We start from the raw sequence: 16738 nt of genomic DNA, 5'->3' as shown, positions 1-16738 counted from the left end.
GGTGGCGGCGGCCAAGGGCCTCGCGTACGGCGGCCAGGCGTCGTTCGGCGTCGTCGCGCACCTGCTGGGCGTGCTGGTAGGCGGCGAGCGCGGCCTCCTCGGCGTCCCGGCCGACGTGCCCGGCGTCCTTGCGGGCGGGCGCGGGGTGCTCGGTGGCGCCGCACACCGCGCAGGGCTCACCGTCCGTCAGACGGGCGGCGAGTTCGGCGGCGATGCCGTCGAGCCGCTGCTCCTTGACGTCCAGCCAGTGCTCCTTGGCCGCCAGCGCGTCCTGCTCGGCCCGGCGGACCTGTGCGGCGGCTGCCTCCGTGTCCCCGGCCAGCCGGTCGCGCTCGCGGGCGGCGCGCAGCCGCCGCTGGGCGGGTTCGCGGCGCTCGGCGAGCTGCTCGGCGCGGGCCGCGGCCTCCTGGGCGGCGTCGATCCGGGCCTGGAGGCCGGCGCGGGTCTCCTCCCACCCGGCGAGCCACTGCTCGGCGTCGGCGAGGACGTCGTCGTCGGCGCGCTCCTGCCGGTCGAGGCCGGCGCGTTCGGCGAGGAGGTCGGTCAGGCGCTGTTCGGCGCGGCGGGCGGACTCCAGAGAGCCCAGCTCCTCGGCGGCCCGGCGTGCCGCGGCGGCGAGCCCGGCCGCGCCGGCCTCGGCGTACGTGTCGGGCAGCAGGGCACGCGCGTGTGCCTCCTGCCGCGCGGCGCGCTCGTGCTCGGCCTCGGCGTCGTCCCGCAGGTGCAGCGCGGGGGCCACGGACTCCGCCTTGCGGGAGCGCTCCATGCGGGCCTGCGCCGCGCGGTACGCCTCGGCGCGCTCCTCCAGCAGCCGGGCGCGCTCGCGGGCCTGTGCGAACCGCTGCTGGAGCCGGGCCACCTCCCGCGTCTCCTCCAGTGCGCGACCGGCGGCGGCCTGGGCGGACTCGGCGGCGGCCAGCCGCAGTCGCGCGATCGTGAGCTGCTCGCGGGCGGTGGAGCGGGCCACGGCGGCGGCGCCCAGCACGGCGTCGGCCAGGCCCGGCTCGCCCGGGGTCAGCTCGGGCAGCTCCATGGCGTCCCCGGCGGCCTGCTGCATCCGGTGGGCGTCGGCGAGCAGCGCGGCGTCGCCGTCGCGCACCCGCGCCTCGGTGGTGCGGCGGCGGTCGGCGAGCCGTTTCTCGACGTCGGCGAAGCGCTGGGTGTCGAAGAGCCGGCCGAGCAGCCGGCCGCGTGCCTCGGCGTCGGCGCGCAGGAAGCGGGCGAAGTCGCCCTGGGGCAGCAGGACGACCTGGCAGAACTGCTCGCGGCTCATGCCGAGCAGCTGGGTGACCTCCTCGCCGATCTCCTGGTGGGAGCGGCTGCGGTCCTTCCAGGCGCCGGCCACGGGGTCGTACTCGCGCAGCCAGGTCTGCGCCTTGTCGACGGTGGTGCCGGTGCCGCGCAGCTTGGGGCGCTCCCACGGCGGCTGCCGGGTGATCTCCAGCCGCCGTCCGGCCACGGTCAGGTCGAGGGTGACCTGGGTGCGGGTGCGCGGGTCGGCGTGGTCGCTGCGCAGGGTCATGCCCTGGCGGGCGCCCGGCACGGAGCCGTACAGGGCGTAGCAGACGGCGTCGAGCACGGACGTCTTGCCGGCGCCCGTGGGGCCGTGCAGCAGGAACAGCCCGGCCGCCGAGAGGGCGTCGAAGTCGACGCTCTGGGCGCCGCCGAACGGCCCGAAGGCCGTGATGTCCAGCCGGTGCAGTCTCACCGGGCCACCTCCCCCGGGTTCACCGCGCGCCCCGCCCCGATCACGGCCGGCGGGTTCACCGCGCCACCTCCCGCACCGTCGCGTCGGCGCGCACGGCGTCGAACGCCTCGCGCAGCACCGCCTGTTCGTCCGCGTCCGGTCCCGCGCCGCGCACATGGGCGACGAAGTCCTCCGCGATCTGCTGGTCGCTGCGCCCGGCGAGCCGGCGGGCGTAGGTGACCTGCGGGTCGTCGGGCTCGCGCTCCGGTGCGAAGACGAGGCTGAGGGTGTGCTGGAAGCGCTCGCAGAGCCGGGCCATCGGGTCGGCGGGGCGGACGGCGTCGGTCAGGGTGGCCTCGACCCAGGCGTCCTCGTGGCGGGCGAGGCCGGGGTCGGCGAGCAGCTCTTCCAGGGTGCCGCGCAGCCGGGCCAGCGGGCGCGGCACCGGGCAGTCGATCCGCTCGGCGGTGAGCGAGCCGCCCTCGCCGAGGTCGATCAGCCACATGCTCTTGCGGTGGTGGGCCTCGGAGAAGGAGTACGCCAGCGGGGAGCCCGAGTAGCGCACGCGCTCGGTGATGGTCTGGCAGCCGTGCAGATGGCCGAGGGCCGCGTAGTCCACCCCGTCGAAGACGCCGGCCGGCACCGCGGCCACCCCGCCGACGGTGATGTCCCGCTCGCTGTCGCTGGCCTGGCCGCCGGTGACGAAGGCGTGCGCGAGGACCACCGAGCGGGTGCCCGGGGCGCGGGTGGCCAGGTCGGCGCGGACCCGGTCCATGGCCGCGCCGAGCACCGCCTCGTGGCCCGCCGTCTCCACCCCGAACTCGTCCTTGACCAGGGCCGGTTCGAGGTAGGGCAGCCCGTAGAAGGCGACGTCGCCGAACGCGTCGCGCAGCACGACGGGCGTACCGCATCCGGCGGGGTCGGTGCGCAGGTGTATGCCGGCGCGGTCGATGAGCCCGGCGCCCACGCCGAGGCGGCGGGCGGAGTCGTGGTTGCCGGAGATCATCACCGTGGGCACGCCGAGCCGGGCGAGCCGGTGCAGGGCGTCGTCGAACAGCTCGACCGCGGCGAGCGGCGGGACCGCGCGGTCGTACACGTCTCCCGACACGACCACCGCGTCGACGCCGCGCTCACGCACGGTGGCGACGAGGTGACCGACGAACTCGGCCTGGGCGCCGAGCATGTTCACCCGGTGGAACGCCCGGCCGAGGTGCCAGTCGGAAGTGTGCAGCAGTCTCATGATCCCCGAGGTTAACGGCCGGGTCTGACATCACGGGCGGTTACTCCCGTAACGGCCCGCCATGACCGTTCCAGAGCGGGCCAGTTAGAGGCGGATTGTCCGGAATGTCATGCGTCCCCGTAGGCCTCCCCGCCCAGTTCGAAGCCGGCCGTGCCCGCGGTGGCGTCGGCCAGCCAGGCGCGGAAGGCGTCCACCTCCGCGTCCGGCAGCCCGATCTCGATGGTGACGGCCTCGCCGTAGCGCACGTCCCGCACCTCGCGGCCGGTGGAGCGCAGGTCGTTCTGCACCTTGCCGGCCCGCTGGTGGTCGACGGTCACGGTGGCCAGGCGGAAGCGCCGGCGGGTGAGCGTCCCGACGGCGTCCAGGGCCTCGCCGACGGCGCCGCCGTAGGCGCGGATCAGGCCGCCGGCGCCCAGCTTGACGCCCCCGTAGTAGCGGGTGACGACGGCGACGACGTACCGCATGTCGCGGCGCAGCAACATCTGGAGCATCGGCACGCCCGCGGTGCCGCCGGGTTCGCCGTCGTCGCTGGCCTTCTGCGTCGAGGCGTCGGCGCCGATGACGTACGCCCAGCAGTTGTGCGTGGCGTCGGCGTGCTCCTTGCGGACCGCGGCGATGAACTCCTGGGCCTCCTGCTCGGTGGCCGCCGGGGCCAGGGCGCACAGGAAACGCGAGCGGTTGACCTCGGTCTCGTGCACGCCGGGGCGGGCGATCGTGCGGTACTCGTCCTGCATCCGGCCAGCCTATGCGCACGGAAGGGATGCGCCCCGCCGTGGGCCGGGCTACCGCTTGGCGCCTCTGGGCACGGTCAGGGACGTCAGGAGGGCCGCCCCCGGGGCGAGCGCGGCCCAGTCGCGCCCGTACCAGGTGAGGACCGCGATCGCGGAGGTGGGGAACTTCACCCGGAGCCGCTCCAGGGTGTCGTCGACCCCGTCCCCGGCCAGCGTCAGGACGAGGTCCTCAAGGCCGGGGTTGTGCCCGATCAGCAGCAGGGTCCGCACCTGGGGCGGTGTCGCCCGGGCCGCCCGGAGCAGGTCCTGGGCGGCGGCCGCGTACAGCCCCGGCTCGAAGCGGACCGGGGGCGGGGTGCCCCACTGCGCGGCCGCCAGGTCCCAGGTCTGCCGGGCGCGCAGCGCCGTGGAGCACAGGGCGAGGTCCGGGAGCAGGTCCGCTTCGGCGAGGGCCCGCCCGGCGGCCGGGGCGTCGCGCCGCCCGCGCGGCCCGAGCGGACGCTCGTGGTCGGGGACGCCCTCGGGCCACGCCGACTTGGCGTGCCGCAGGACCACCAGCCGGCGCAGCGGTCCGGCGCCGGCCGCGCTCATGGCGCGGAGCCCAGGTCGCGGGCGAGGTCCAGAGCGAGCAGGCGGTCGGCGTAGACGTACGTCTCGAAGCGTGCGCCCTCCGGCAGCTCGGGTCCGGCGTCCTCCACGCGGCGCAGGACGTCCAGCACGGCGGGCATGTCGAGGTCGTCCTCCCAGGCGGTGCGCAGTGCGGTGCGCACCTCGTCCGGGACAGGCCGCGAGGGCCGGCACGCCCAGCCTGCGACGGCGCGGCGCCAGCGGGTGAGCGTGCCGTGGGCCACGGCCAGCGTCTGCGGGTCCAGCCGGACGGGCGCGGTGCGGGGCGCGGACAGCAGTGCGAGACGTACGGCGGCGGGGTCGGCGCCCGCCGGGAGGCCGGGCACCCGGAGGCCGCCGGCCCGGTCCTGGTCCAGCAGATCGACATCCTCTGCAACGACGCCCTCTGGAGCGCCGACCTCCGGATCACGGTCCCCCGGATCACCGTCCGCCAGGATCACGGGCCCGACCGCGAGCCGGACACCGTCCGGGGCCGTGCCGCCGTCCCCCGCGACGGTCCCGCGCTCCTCCACCGCGATCCCGCCCTCCCCCACCACGTGGACGACCTGGGCCTCGCCCAGACCGCCGGTCACCGCGTCATGGGCTTCCTCCAGCGGGCGGATGCCGAGGGCCGCGGCGCTCGCGCGCAGCTCCGCCCGCTCCCGGTGTCCGGCCAGCAGCGCCCACACGGGCGTGCCGCCGAGTTCCAGGGCGCGCACGAGCAGGTCGGTGACGAGCAGGACCCGCAGGGAGGCGGCGTCGTGGCCGGGCGCGTGCGCCTCGATGCGGGTGAGGCCGCGGCGCACGGGGGCGGCCTCGACGAGGTTTCCGGTTCGGGCGTCGGTGATGCGCAGCACGCAGCGAGCGTAGGCCCGACAGCGCCCGCGCGCAGGCGGAATCCCGGCCGCCCCTCGACGGTTGTCGACCAGGAGAGCGTTTCCCCTTCACTTCGACGTCCAGGGAGGCCGCCGGTGTACGGCGACGAGGCAACCATCCGCAAGATCCTCACCGAGCTCGGTGACACCTGGGCAATCGTCGGGCTGTCCGGGAACCGCGGCCGTGCCGCCTACGGGGTCGCACAGGTGCTCCAGCGGTTCGGCAAGCGGATCGTGCCGGTGCACCCGAAGGCGGAGACGGTGCACGGCGAGCGGGGGTACGCCACGCTCGCGGACATCCCCTTCGACGTGGACGTCGTGGACGTCTTCGTCAACAGCGACCTGGCCGGCGGTGTCGCGGACGAGGCCGTCGCCAAGGGCGCCAGGGCGGTCTGGTTCCAGCTCGGCGTGATCGACGAGGACGCCTACGCGCGCGTACGCGCCGCCGGTCTGGAGATGGTCATGGACCGCTGCCCCGCCATCGAGATCCCCAGGCTGCGCTGACCTGCGGGGTCCCGGCCATAATGACCGGCGTGACCCCCAACTCCCCTGTCATAGAGCACTTTCCCGTCGTCGTCGTGGGTGCCGGACCCGCCGGCCTCACGGTCGCCAACATCCTCTCGGCCGCCGGTGTGCGGTGCGTGGTGCTGGAGACCGAGACCCGGCAGTTCATCGAACGGCGGCCCAGAGCCGGGGTGCTGGAGGAATGGGCGGTCCGGGAGCTGGACAAGCGCGGGCTCGGCGGGAGCCTGCTGGCCGGCGCCCAGCGGCACACGGCGTGCGAGTTCCGCTTCGGCGGCGGCCGGTACCGCTTCGGCTACGGCGATCTGACGGGCCTTCACCACTGGGTGTATCCGCAGCCGTTGCTGGTGACCGACCTGGTGCGCGCGTACGCCGACGAGCGCGGCGGGGACGTCCGGTTCGAGGTGCGGGACGTGGCCGTCCACGACATCGACTCCGACCGGCCGTCGGTGTCGTACACCTGCCCAAAGACGGGTGAACGGCGGCTGCTGCGCTGTGACTTCGTCGCCGGGTGCGACGGGGCGCGCGGGGTGACGCGGGCGGTGGTGACGGACGGCCGGGCGCGGGTGGCCCGGCACGACTACGGCATCGGCTGGCTGGCGCTGCTCGCCGAGGCGCCGCCGTCCACGGACTGTGTGCTCTTCGGCGTCCATCCGCACGGGTTCGCCGGGCAGATGCCGCGCAGCCCCGAGATGACCCGCTACTACCTGCAGTGCCCGCCCGGCGACGATGCGGAGAGCTGGTCGCACGCGCGCGTGTGGGAGGAGCTGCGGGTGCGGCTCGCGGCTCGGGGGGCACCGGAGCCGGTCGAGGGGCCGCTGATCGAGCAGCGCGTGCTGGACATGCACGACTACGTCGTCGAGCCGATGGCGTCCGGCCGGCTGTTCCTGGCCGGTGACGCCGCCCATCTCGTCGCGCCGATCGCCGCCAAGGGCATGAACCTCGCGCTGCATGACGCGTTCCTGCTCGGCGACGCCCTGGTGGCCCGGCTGACCCGGGACGACGACAGCTCGCTCGCGGGCTACTCCGCGGCGTGTCTGCGCCGGGTGTGGGACTACCAGGAGTTCTCGCAGTGGCTGTCGGAGGTGTACCACGGGCCGGCGGCGGGCGAGCCGTTCCGGGCGGGGACCGCGCTGGCCCGGCTGCGGCGGCTGTTCAGCTCGCCGGTGGCCGCCGCCGCGTTCGCCGAGCAGTACCTGGGCAGCGCGGAGCGCTACTGAGTCAGTCGTGCGGGGGCCGGTCCGTGAGCCGGTGGTCGGCGACGCTGAGCGCCTCGTCGACCAGGCGCCGCAGATGGCCGTCGCGCAGCGCGTAGATCACCCGGCGTCCCTCCTTGCGGGTGGTCACCAGCCCGGCGAGGCGCAGCCGGGCCAGGTGCTGGCTCACCGCCGGGCGGGCCGCCCCGCACGCCTCGGTGAGCGTTCCGACGTCGGCCTCCCGGGTGGCCAGGGCGTGCAGCAGGGCCAGGCGGGTGCGGTCCCCGAGCAGGGAGAGCAGTTCGGCCGCGAGCGCGAACTGCTCCTCGCCGGGGGTGCGCGGATGCGCATCATGTGCAGATGACAGGTGCATGCGTGCGCTCATACGCACATAATGGCGCCGTGGACGGGGTACGTCCACCCCGAACACCGAAAGGGGAGACCCGTGAGCGACCGGCACCACCACGCGCACCGGCACGAGGGGCACGGCGAGCACCCGCACGAGCACGCGCACCGGCACGAAGGGCACGGCGAGCACCCGCACCACCCCGCGCACCGGCACGAAGGGCACGGCGAGCACCCGCACGAGCACGCGCACCGGCACGAAGGGCACGGCGAGCACCCGCACGAGCACGCGCAGGGCCGGTACGCCCGCCTCGCTCACCGCCTCGCGCATCTGCTCACCCCGCACTCCCACGAGAGTGCCGACAAGGTGGACGCCGCCCTGGAGTCGTCCGCCCGGGGCATGCGCGCGCTGTGGGTCTCCCTCGCGGTGCTCGGCGTGACCGCGCTGGCGCAGGCGCTGGTGGTGGCGGTGTCGGGCTCGGTGGCGCTGCTCGGCGACACGGTGCACAACGCGGCGGACGCGCTGACGGCCGTACCGCTGGGCATCGCGTTCGTCCTGGGCCGCCGGGCGGCGACCCGGCGCTTCACCTACGGCTTCGGGCGTGCCGAGGATCTGGCCGGGCTGGTCATCGTGCTGACGATCGCCGCGTCGGCGGTGTTCGCCGGGTGGACGGCGGTCGGCAGGCTGCTCGATCCGCGGCCGGTGACGCATGTGGGCGCGGTGGCGGTGGCCGCCCTGGCCGGGTTCGCCGGCAACGAGTGGGTGGCCCGGTACCGCATCCGCGTCGGCCGGGAGATCGGCTCGGCCGCGCTGGTCGCCGACGGACTGCACGCCCGCACCGACGCGTTCACGTCGCTGGCGGTGCTGCTCGGCGCGGCCGGCTCGGCCCTGGGCTGGGACCTGGCCGACCCGCTGGTGGGACTCGTGATCACCGCGGCGATCGCCCTGGTGCTGCGGGACGCGGCCCGGGAGGTGTTCCGGCGCGTGCTGGACGCCGTCGACCCGGCACTGGTGGACCGGGCGGAGGCGGCGCTGCGCACGGTGCCCGGGGTGCGCGGGGTGGGTGAGCTGCGGCTGCGCTGGATCGGGCACCGGCTGCGCGCGGAGGTCTCGGTCGTGGTGGACGGCGAGGTGTCGGTGCGGCGGGCGCACGCGATCGCCGTGGACGCCGAGCACGCCCTGCTGCACGCGGTGCCGCGGCTGACGGCGGCCCTGGTGCACGCGGACCCGGCGCCGGTGCCGGGCGAGGCGGACCCGCACCTGGCGCTGGCGCACCACGCACGGGCCGCGTGACGTCCGCCGCACGGGTCAGCCTCCGGAGGTGTCAGGCGACGCCCAGCCCCTCCAGCACGACCGCGCCAGGCAGTTCGGCGAACGCCTTGCCCGGCACCAGCAGCTTGCCGCGCCGCCGCCCGCTGCCGACCAGGACGTAGGGCAGGTCGACGACCGCGGCGTCCACCAGGACCGGCCAGCCCTCGGGCAGACCGATCGGCGTGACACCGCCGTACTCCATGCCGGTCCGCCCCGTCGCCGTGTCCATCGGCGCGAAGGACGCCTTGCGCACACCCAGGTGACGGCGCACCACGCCGTTGACGTCGACGCGGGTGGTGGAGAGCACGACGCACGCGGCGAGCGTGGTCTCACCGCCGCGCTTGCCGGCCACGACCACGCAGTTCGCGCTCTGCTCCAGCAGCTCACGGCCGTAGTGCTCGACGAAGACGGCGGTGTCGGCCCACTGCGGGTCGGTGTCGACGTAGACGATCTGCTCGGCCGGCACGCTGCCGTGCCAGCGCCGTACGGCGTCGGCGACCGGCGGGGTCAGCTCGTCGAGGCAGTCGGGGGCGGGCGTGGCCTGCTCGAAGTGTCCGATGGGTGCCTGCATGGCGGCACGCTAGCAACTGCGGCGGGCGCGGTGCGGGGGCGTCTCAGCGCACGGGCGGCACCGAGACGGCCATGATCATCTCCATCGGCTCGTCGCCCTCGTTGCCGTAGGTGTGCGGGGTGTTGGCCTCGAAGGAGGCGCTGGCGCCGGCCGGTACCCGGTGGGCGACGCCCTCCACGGTGAGGGTCAGCTCTCCGGCGGTGACGTGCACGAGCTCGACGGTGCCGGCCGGGTGCGGGTCGGACGGGCTGGACTCGCCCGGCATCAGCCGCCAGTCCCACATCTCCAGCGGGCCGGGGGCCTCGGTGCCGGCCAGCAGGCGGTTGTAGCTGCCGGCGTCGGTGTGCCACAGCCGTACCGCCTGGTCGGCGGGGACGATGCGGACCGTCGGGCCCTGTTCGTAGTCGAGCAGGGTCGTGATGCTGATGCCCAGCGCGTCACCGATCTTGACGACCGTGCCGATGCTCGGGTTGGTGCGGGCCTGCTCGATCTGGATGAGCATGCCGCGGCTGACGCCGGCCCGCGCGGCGAGCCCGTCGAGGGTGAATCCGCGCTCGGTACGCCAGCGCTTGACGTTGCGCGCGAGGGACTGGGTCAGCAGGTCGAGGTCTGACACATTCCGTCCAATATCCGGGAAGTCAAATATTTTCGATGACAGCGTTCACTTCACTGAACTACGGTGGGGTGCACCCGATCGTCCACCGAACTGTACTGCGAGGCGTACCGTGACAGCATTCTTCGCCCTGGCCACCAGCCTGCTGTGGGGCCTGGCCGACTTCGGCGGCGGAGTGCTGACGCGACGCGCACCCGCCCTGACCGTGGTCGTCGTCTCCCAGGCCATCGCGGCGGCCGTGCTCGGCGCGATCGTGGTCGCGACGGGCGGCTGGAGCGAGGCGGGACCGCGGCTGTGGTTCGCCTTCGCGGCCGGCCTGGTGGGCCCGGTGGCGATGATCTGCTTCTACAAGGCGCTCGCGCTCGGCCCGATGGGCGTCGTCTCACCGCTCGCGACGCTGAGCGTGGCCGTACCGGTCGGCGTCGGCCTCGTCCTGGGCGAGCGGCCCGGGCTGACGCAGGTCGCGGGCGCCGCCGTCGCCGTCACCGGGGTCGTGCTGGCGGGCGGGCCGCAGCTCAAGGGCGCCCCCGTGCAGCGGCAGACGATCCTGCTCACGCTCGTCGCGGCGCTCGGCTTCGGCGCCGTGTTCGCGCTGATCGCGGAGGCGTCGACCACCGTCACCGGGCTCTTCCTCGCCCTGTTCGTGCAGCGGGTGACCAACGTGGCCGTCGGGGGCGCCGCGCTCTGGGTCTCGGTGAAGCGGGGCGGGGCCGCGCTGCCCGAGAGCGGCTTCCCGTGGGCCGCGCTGCCCGCGCTGGGCTTCGTCGGCCTGGCGGACGTCGCGGCCAACGGCACGTACTCGATCGCCGCCCAGCACGGCCCGGTCACCGTGGCCGCGGTGCTCGCCTCGCTCTACCCGGTGGTGACCGCGCTGGCCGCCCGGGGCTTCCTGCGGGAACGCCTGCGCGCGACCCAGGCGGCGGGGGCCGGCCTGGCCCTGCTGGGCACCCTGCTCCTGGCGACGGGCTGAACCGGCCCTCGGGGAAGGCGTCCCCCGCCTCGGGTCCACGGCTCAGGCAGACCCGCGTCCGCGGGCTCTCAGGCCTCCGTCTCCAAGCGCGCCAGACCCGCCGCCTGCTCCTCGTCCAGTTCGGCCAGTCTCGCCGCCGTCTCCTCGTCCAGGCCGGACAGCGCCAGCAACTGGCCGGGCGTGACGCCCTCGGGTATCGGCACAGGGGCCGGCGTGCGCAGCGGCGGCTGCCAGCCGTCGTCAGGCGTCCAGCGCCGTACGACCCGGGCGGGCGCCCCGGCCACGACCGCGTGGTCGGGCACCGTGCCCCGCACCACCGCGCCGGCGGCGACCACCACGTTCCGGCCGATCCGGGCGCCCGGCAGGATCACCGCGCCGGTGCCGATCCAGCAGCCCGGGCCGATCTCCACCGGCTCCATGCGCGGCCACTGCCTGCCGATGGGCTCGTGCGGGTCGTCGTAGGAGTGGTTCGTGGAGGTGACGTAGACGTACGGCCCGAAGTAGCAGTCGCTGCCGATGGTCACGCTGGTGTCGGCGATGACATGGCTGCCGCGCCCCAGCACCACCCCGTCGCCGATGCGCAGGATCGGCTCGGGCCCGAGGTCGAGGTCCGGCATCAGGCCCGCGGTGAGGGTGACCTGCTCGGCGATGATGCAGTGGGAGCCGACGTGGATCCACGGTTCGCCGAAGACCGTCCCGAGCGGGAAGGCGAGCCTGGTACCCGTTCCCATCGCGCCGAAGCGGAAGCGGCCGGGGCGCTCGGCGCTCACCGAGCCCGTGCGCTGCACCCAGGCCCAGCCGGCGTGGACGGCGCGCTGCGCGAGGCGGCGCCGCCAGGACGAGAACGTGTTCTTGCGCATAAGCACCCGCTCACCGTAATCCGCGCGCCGCACACCCATCAGCCCGGAACCCTGTGATCTTCACCCCACCGGGTGGCGTACCGTGCTGCCGAACGACGAGCGAGGAGGCACCCATGACGCACCAGGCGCTGATCACCGGCATCGGTGGCAGAGAACCGGAGATCGACGACGAGGCGTTCGTCGCGCCGACGGCCTCGGTGATCGGCGACGTGACGCTGAGCGCGGGCGCGAGCGTCTGGTACGGCGCGGTGCTGCGCGGTGACGTCGAGCGGATCAGCGTCGGCTCCCAGAGCAACATCCAGGACAACTGCACCCTGCACGCCGACCCGGGCTTCCCGGTCACCATCGGCGAGCGCGTCTCCGTGGGCCACAACGCCGTCGTGCACGGCGCGACGGTGGAGGACGACTGCCTGGTCGGCATGGGAGCCACGGTCCTGAACGGCGCGGTGATCGGCGCCGGCTCCCTGGTCGCGGCGCAGGCGCTGGTACCGCAGGGGATGGTCGTGCCGCCGGGGTCACTGGTGGCGGGCGTCCCGGCGAAGGTCCGCCGGGAGCTGAGCGAGGAGGAGCGGCAGGGCGTGACGCTCAACGGCACCATGTACGCGGAGCTGGCGAAGGCGCATCACGAGGTGCATGCCTGATACGTCGTGCGAGTGCGGGTGGTGGGGGGCTGGTCGCGCAGTTCCCCGCGCCCCTTCGGCCGGACTACTCGCCGGCGCCGACAGGTTCCGGTTCCTGCTGTGCGCCCTGCGCCTGCGCCTTCTTCGCCTTGCGCTTGACCACCAGCATGGAGGCCAGCCCGATCAGCAGCGCCGCGACCAGGCCCAGCCAGGAGAACTTCTTCAGCCAGGACTCGGCGACGACACCCACGTAGTAGATGACGGCCGTGGTGCCGCCCGCCCAGACGACGCCGCCGAGGAAGTTGGCGGTGAGGAACTTCCAGTACGGCATGTGCAGCACGCCCGCGAGCGGCCCGGCGAAGATGCGCAGCAGGGCGACGAAGCGGCCGAAGAAGACCGCCCACATGCCCCACTTCTGGAAGGACCGCTCGGCCGTGGCGACGTGCCCCTCGCTGAAGTGCCTGGGGAACTTCTTGCCGAGCCAGGCCAGCAGCGGCCGTCCGCCCTTGCGGCCGATGGCGTAGCCGATGGAGTCGCCGATCACCGCGCCGGCGCTGGCGCACGCGCCGAGGACGACCGGGTTGATGCCGCCGTGCTGGGAGGACAGCAGCGCCGCGGAGACCAGGACGATCTCGCCGGGCAGCGGGATGCCCAGGCTCTCCAGGCCGATGACGAGGGCCACCATCGCGTAGACGGCGCCGGCCGGTACCGTGTCGAGCCATTCCTGGACGTGCACTGCCGGTCCCTCCCGTTTTCACTGCCCTGCTGTCCCGGCGCGCGCCGTCGAGGCGCACGCCGGAAAGCCTACCGGGTCGGCGGCCGGCGGCGCCGGGCCGCGTGTCCCGGCCGGACCGCCGGCGGCCTCACCCTCCCACCTCCGCGCTGGTGCTCAGCCGCAGGTCGCGCGACGAGGCGCCGATCCACACCGTGCGGCGGCCGGTGCCGAGCACCCAGTCGTGCCGGGCGGTGTCCCAGCAGGACAGGGTGCGCGGGGCGACGCGCACGGTGACCCGGCGCCGCTCCCCCGCCCGCAGGGTGAGCCGCCGGTAGCCGCCCAGCAGCCGTACCGGCTGGTCGAGGGGCAGGTCCGGGGACGCCCCGACGTACACCTGCGGCACGTCCACGCCGGTGCGCGGGCCGGTGTTGCGGACGGTGAAGCCGACGTCCAGTCCGTCCGCGGTCCACTGCGCGGACGGGTCCTCGTAGGCGAAGGAGGTGTACGACAGCCCGTGCCCGAAGGGGAACAGCGGCCGCACCCCTTCGGCGTCGTACCAGCGGTGGCCGGCGTGGACGCCCTCGGAGTACTGCTCGACGCCGTCGACGCCCGGGTAGCGGCGCGGGTCGCCGGCGACGGGGTGGTGGTCGTCGTCGACGGGGAAGGTCTGGGTGAGACGGCCGCCGGGGTCGCAGTCGCCGAACAGCACGGCGGTGGTGGCGGCGGCGCCCTCCTGGCCCGGGTAGTACATCTGGAGCACGGCGCCGGTGCGCTCCAGCCACGGCATCGCGGTGGCCGAGGAGGTGTTGAGGACGACGGTCGTGCGCGGGTTGGCCTCGGTCACCGCCTCGATCAGCCGGTCCTGGTGGCCGGGCAGCGCGATGGTGGTGCGGTCCTGGCCCTCGGTGGCGTCCTCGTAGGCGAACAGCACGACCTGGTGGGCGGCGCGTGCGGTCCGTACCGCCTCGGCGAGGTCCGCGGCCCGGGTGGCGCCGGTGATGTGCCGCAGCCGGAACAGCAGTCCGGCCGCCGCGCCCTGGGCGGTGATGTGCAGCCGGTGGGTGCCGGCGGTGAGGCGGAGCGTCGCGCGGCGCACGGCGAGACCGTCGGGGGCGGTGCCGAGCAGGCCGCCGGAGAAGGCCTCGCCCCAGCCGGGGGCGAGCGGGAAGAGTTCGGTGCCGTCCAGCTGCACCTTGGGGCGGCCGGTGGGCGCACCGGAGAAGTGGAGCACGAAGGTCCACTCGTCGGCCTCGGCGACCGTGAGCGTTCCGTCGTACGTCCATGTCGTCCCGGCGTCGACCCTGTGGCCCTCGCTGGTGAAGGCGGGGGTGAGCGCGCCCGGCGGGAGCGGTTTGCCGTACAGGTCCTCGCCGAGGGCGTGGGTGACCTCGCCGTCGGCCCGTGCGCGCAGGGCGTCCAGCGGGCTGTCGGCGTGGTCGGGCACGACGTGGGCGCTGCCGCCGCCGCTGACGAAGGGCACCGCGCCGGTGGGGCCGATCACCGCGATGCTCCCGGCGGTCAGCGGGAGGGTGCCGTGCGGGTTGTGCAGCAGGGTCGCCCCGGCCTTGGCGACCTCCAGGGCGACGGCGGCGCCCGCCGTCGCGTCCCGTGCGGGGCGGGGCGGCACCTGGCCGTCGAGCAGCCGGAAGCGGTCCATGACGGCCAGCACGCGGGCCACGGCGCGGTCGACGTACTTCTCGGCGACGCGTCCCTCGCGCACGGCCGTGAGCAGCGCGGTGCCGAACCAGGTGCCGTTGGGCATCTCCATGTCGAGTCCGGCGGTGAGCGCCTTGTCGGTGCTGTGCCCGGCGTACCAGTCCGTCATTGCCCAGCCGTCGAAGCCCCAGCGCTCGCGCAGGACGTCGGTGAGCAGGGCCTGGTTCTCGCAGGCGAAGGTGGCGTCGACCTTGTTGTAGGCGCCCATCACGGCTCCGGTGCCGGCCCGGACGGCGGCCTCGAAGCCGCGCAGTTCCACCTCGTGCAGGGTGCGTTCGTCGACGCGCACGTCGATGGACATGCGGTCCTTCTCCTGGTTGTTCAGCGCGAAGTGCTTGACGGTCGCGATGAGCCCCTCGCCCTGGATGCCCTCGATCTCGGCGGCGACCAGGTCGGAGGCCAGCAGCGGGTCCTCGCTGAACGTCTCGAAGTTGCGGCCGGCGTAGGGGACGCGGATGAGGTTGACCATCGGGGAGAGCAGGACGTCCTGGCCGAGGGCACGGCCCTCGCGGCCGATGACCTGCCCGTAGCGGCGGGCCAGCTCCGGGTCGAACGCGGAGGCGAGCAGGACGGGGGCGGGCAGCGCGGTGGCGGGCCGGTTGACCCGCACGCCGGCCGGGCCGTCCGCCAGGCGCAGCGGCGGGATCCCGAGGCGGGGCACCCCTGGGACGTAGCCGGCCTCGCCGAGGGTGGCCGGGTCGGTGGCGCCGTGCAGCAGCGAGACCTTCTCGTCGAGGGTGAGCGCGCGCAGGAGCCGTGCGACCCGGGACCCGGCCGGGCGGTCGGGACCGCTGCGCGCCGAGGCGCTGTGGCTGAGGGCGAGGGACCCGGTGGCCGCCGCTACGACGGCGATCGTGCCGCTCAGCAGGGACAGGGCGGACCTGCGGGAGACAGTGTCGGACACGGGCCGTCACTCCTTCGGTGCGCGGGAACGGCGATGTGAACCGCATGACCCACCTGTTTGATGGACCGTCAGAAGCCGTGGCGCGTCGGCAACGTACGACCGGTGATCACCCGAGTCAACGAGGCGAGGGGGAAAACGCCGGGGGACGGCGGGAAACGGGGGTGGGCGCCCGCTGGACGGGTGACCCCCGCGCGAGGTCACCGCCACGCCGGCCGGCGCGCGTCAGGACGCGCCGCGCATCCGTCCACAGCCGCCTCCCATCCCACACCGGGCCCGCTCCTATCCCGGTCGCCCAGGATGGCCCGCATGTGCGCCCCCGACTCCTCCCCCACGCATCCGGGTACGGTCCGCAAGGCCGTCGTTCCCGCCGCCGGGCTCGGCACCCGCTTTCTGCCCGCGACGAAGGCCACACCGAAGGAGATGCTGCCGGTCGTCGACAAGCCGGCCATCCAGTACGTCGTCGAGGAGGCCGCCGCGGCCGGCCTGTCCGACGTCCTGATGGTCACCGGGCGGCACAAGCGGGCCATCGAGGACCACTTCGACCACGCCGTCGAGCTGGAGCAGGCGCTGGCGGCCAGGGGTGACACCGTGCGGCTGGACGCGGTACGCGATGCGGCCCGGCTGGCCGACATCCACCACATCCGCCAGGGCGAGCCGCTGGGTCTGGCCACGCGGTGCTGTGCGCGCGCCGGCACGTGGGCGGCCGGCCGTTCGCCGTGCTGCTCGGCGACGACCTGATCGACCCGCGCGAGACGCTGCTCAGCCGCATGCTGGAGGTCCGCGCGGCACGGGAGGGCAGCGTGGTGGCGCTGATGGAGGTGCCGGCCGAGCAGATCCACCTCTACGGCTGCGCTGCCGTCGAGGCCACCAGCGAGGCCGACGTCGTACGCGTCACGGGGCTCGTCGAGAAGCCGGCCCCCGCCACGGCTCCCAGCCGGTACGCGGTCATCGGCCGCTATGTCCTCGACCCGGCCGTCTTCGACGTCCTTGAGCGCACCCCGCCCGGGCGCGGCGGCGAGCTGCAACTGACCGACGCCCTGCAGGAACTGGCCGCGGCGGGCACGGTGCACGGCGTGCTCTTCCGCGGCCGGCGCTACGACACCGGCGACAAGGCCGAGTATCTGCGCACGGTGGTGCGGCTGGCCTGCGAACGCCCGGACCTGGGGCCGCGGTTCAGGGCGTGGCTGAGGGACTTCGTGGCGGCGCTGGACGCCGGGGCGGGCCCGCAGGACACCTCACGCCCGGCGGCATGAGG

Annotated in this window: 16 protein-coding genes and 1 pseudogene; 6 read left to right on the top strand and 11 right to left on the bottom strand. The window is 74.7% G+C overall.

From position 1 onward, the window contains the following. From C3489_RS29300 to C3489_RS29280, 5 genes are all read right to left on the bottom strand, one after another. Positions 1 to 1708 (bottom strand): AAA family ATPase (locus C3489_RS29300; protein WP_146075369.1); only part of this gene is annotated, 1708 nt, incomplete at its 3' end. Between the two features lie 55 nt (positions 1709 to 1763). Then, on the bottom strand, positions 1764 to 2927 hold the full coding sequence (locus tag C3489_RS29295; protein ID WP_103785096.1) for an exonuclease SbcCD subunit D: 1164 nt from the start codon (positions 2925 to 2927) through the stop codon (positions 1764 to 1766). 107 nt (positions 2928 to 3034) lie between these two features. Beyond that, positions 3035 to 3661 (bottom strand): YigZ family protein, encoded by a 627-nt coding sequence (locus C3489_RS29290; RefSeq protein WP_103785095.1) that lies wholly within the window; start codon positions 3659 to 3661, stop codon positions 3035 to 3037. Between the two features lie 48 nt (positions 3662 to 3709). Beyond that, complete coding sequence (locus C3489_RS29285; protein WP_103785094.1) at positions 3710 to 4249, bottom strand: histidine phosphatase family protein; 540 nt, start codon at positions 4247 to 4249, stop codon at positions 3710 to 3712. After that, complete coding sequence (locus C3489_RS29280; RefSeq protein WP_103785093.1) at positions 4246 to 5121, bottom strand: hypothetical protein; 876 nt, start codon at positions 5119 to 5121, stop codon at positions 4246 to 4248. Before C3489_RS29280 ends, C3489_RS29285 begins: the two co-directional genes overlap by 4 nt. Before the next feature lie 114 nt (positions 5122 to 5235). On the opposite strand from C3489_RS29280, the gene C3489_RS29275 reads away from it, so the two are divergent. Together C3489_RS29275 and C3489_RS29270 are read left to right on the top strand one after the other, a co-directional pair. Further along, the gene (locus tag C3489_RS29275; RefSeq protein WP_103785092.1) at positions 5236 to 5643 is read left to right on the top strand and encodes a CoA-binding protein; all 408 of its coding nucleotides are present in this window, start codon (positions 5236 to 5238) and stop codon (positions 5641 to 5643) included. Between the two features lie 20 nt (positions 5644 to 5663). After that, positions 5664 to 6881, top strand: coding sequence for a 4-hydroxybenzoate 3-monooxygenase (locus C3489_RS29270; protein WP_103785091.1), 1218 nt, complete (start codon positions 5664 to 5666; stop codon positions 6879 to 6881). Between the two features lies 1 nt (position 6882). Here C3489_RS29270 and C3489_RS29265 read toward each other — a convergent pair whose 3' ends face one another. Continuing rightward, positions 6883 to 7242: a metalloregulator ArsR/SmtB family transcription factor gene (locus tag C3489_RS29265; protein ID WP_181139897.1), complete on the bottom strand. Its 360-nt coding sequence runs from the start codon at positions 7240 to 7242 to the stop codon at positions 6883 to 6885. 60 nt (positions 7243 to 7302) lie between these two features. Here C3489_RS29265 and C3489_RS29260 point away from each other — a divergent pair, with 60 nt between their 5' ends. Continuing rightward, entirely contained in the window at positions 7303 to 8496 is a 1194-nt protein-coding gene (locus C3489_RS29260) for a cation diffusion facilitator family transporter (RefSeq protein WP_258055008.1), read from the top strand. A gap of 31 nt (positions 8497 to 8527) precedes the next feature. On the opposite strand, the gene C3489_RS29255 is transcribed toward C3489_RS29260, so the two are convergent. Further along, a complete protein-coding gene (locus tag C3489_RS29255) occupies positions 8528 to 9085 on the bottom strand; it encodes a YbaK/EbsC family protein (protein ID WP_103785088.1) in 558 nt (185 codons plus the stop codon). A gap of 43 nt (positions 9086 to 9128) precedes the next feature. Beyond that, positions 9129 to 9701 carry a helix-turn-helix domain-containing protein gene (locus tag C3489_RS29250; RefSeq protein WP_103785087.1) on the bottom strand — a complete coding sequence of 191 codons (573 nt, stop codon included), beginning with the start codon at positions 9699 to 9701 and terminating at the stop codon, positions 9129 to 9131. Between the two features lie 109 nt (positions 9702 to 9810). Between C3489_RS29250 and C3489_RS29245 the strand changes: the two genes are divergently transcribed. Continuing rightward, on the top strand, positions 9811 to 10668 hold the full coding sequence (locus tag C3489_RS29245; protein ID WP_103785086.1) for an EamA family transporter: 858 nt from the start codon (positions 9811 to 9813) through the stop codon (positions 10666 to 10668). 68 nt (positions 10669 to 10736) lie between these two features. Here C3489_RS29245 and C3489_RS29240 read toward each other — a convergent pair whose 3' ends face one another. After that, positions 10737 to 11567, bottom strand: coding sequence for an acyltransferase (locus tag C3489_RS29240; RefSeq protein WP_374936788.1), 831 nt, complete (start codon positions 11565 to 11567; stop codon positions 10737 to 10739). Positions 11568 to 11641: 74 nt separating this feature from the next. Here C3489_RS29240 and C3489_RS29235 point away from each other — a divergent pair, with 74 nt between their 5' ends. Then, positions 11642 to 12169: a gamma carbonic anhydrase family protein gene (locus tag C3489_RS29235; RefSeq protein WP_103785085.1), complete on the top strand. Its 528-nt coding sequence runs from the start codon at positions 11642 to 11644 to the stop codon at positions 12167 to 12169. A gap of 64 nt (positions 12170 to 12233) precedes the next feature. Here C3489_RS29235 and C3489_RS29230 read toward each other — a convergent pair whose 3' ends face one another. Continuing rightward, the gene (locus C3489_RS29230) at positions 12234 to 12884 is read right to left on the bottom strand and encodes a DedA family protein (protein WP_103785084.1); all 651 of its coding nucleotides are present in this window, start codon (positions 12882 to 12884) and stop codon (positions 12234 to 12236) included. A gap of 127 nt (positions 12885 to 13011) precedes the next feature. After that, positions 13012 to 15483 (bottom strand): beta-glucosidase, encoded by a 2472-nt coding sequence (locus tag C3489_RS29225; protein WP_103785083.1) that lies wholly within the window; start codon positions 15481 to 15483, stop codon positions 13012 to 13014. Between the two features lie 297 nt (positions 15484 to 15780). On the opposite strand from C3489_RS29225, the pseudogene galU reads away from it, so the two are divergent. After that, a pseudogene (gene galU, locus C3489_RS29220) lies at positions 15781 to 16736 on the top strand (UTP--glucose-1-phosphate uridylyltransferase GalU). The last annotated feature ends 2 nt before the right edge of the window (positions 16737 to 16738 follow it).

The sequence above is a fragment of the Streptomyces sp. Ru71 genome (genome assembly GCF_002920535.1).
Lineage (GTDB): Bacteria > Actinomycetota > Actinomycetes > Streptomycetales > Streptomycetaceae > Streptomyces.
Note: the sequence above shows the minus strand (reverse complement) of the source record. Positions and strands in the feature narration are given on the sequence as shown.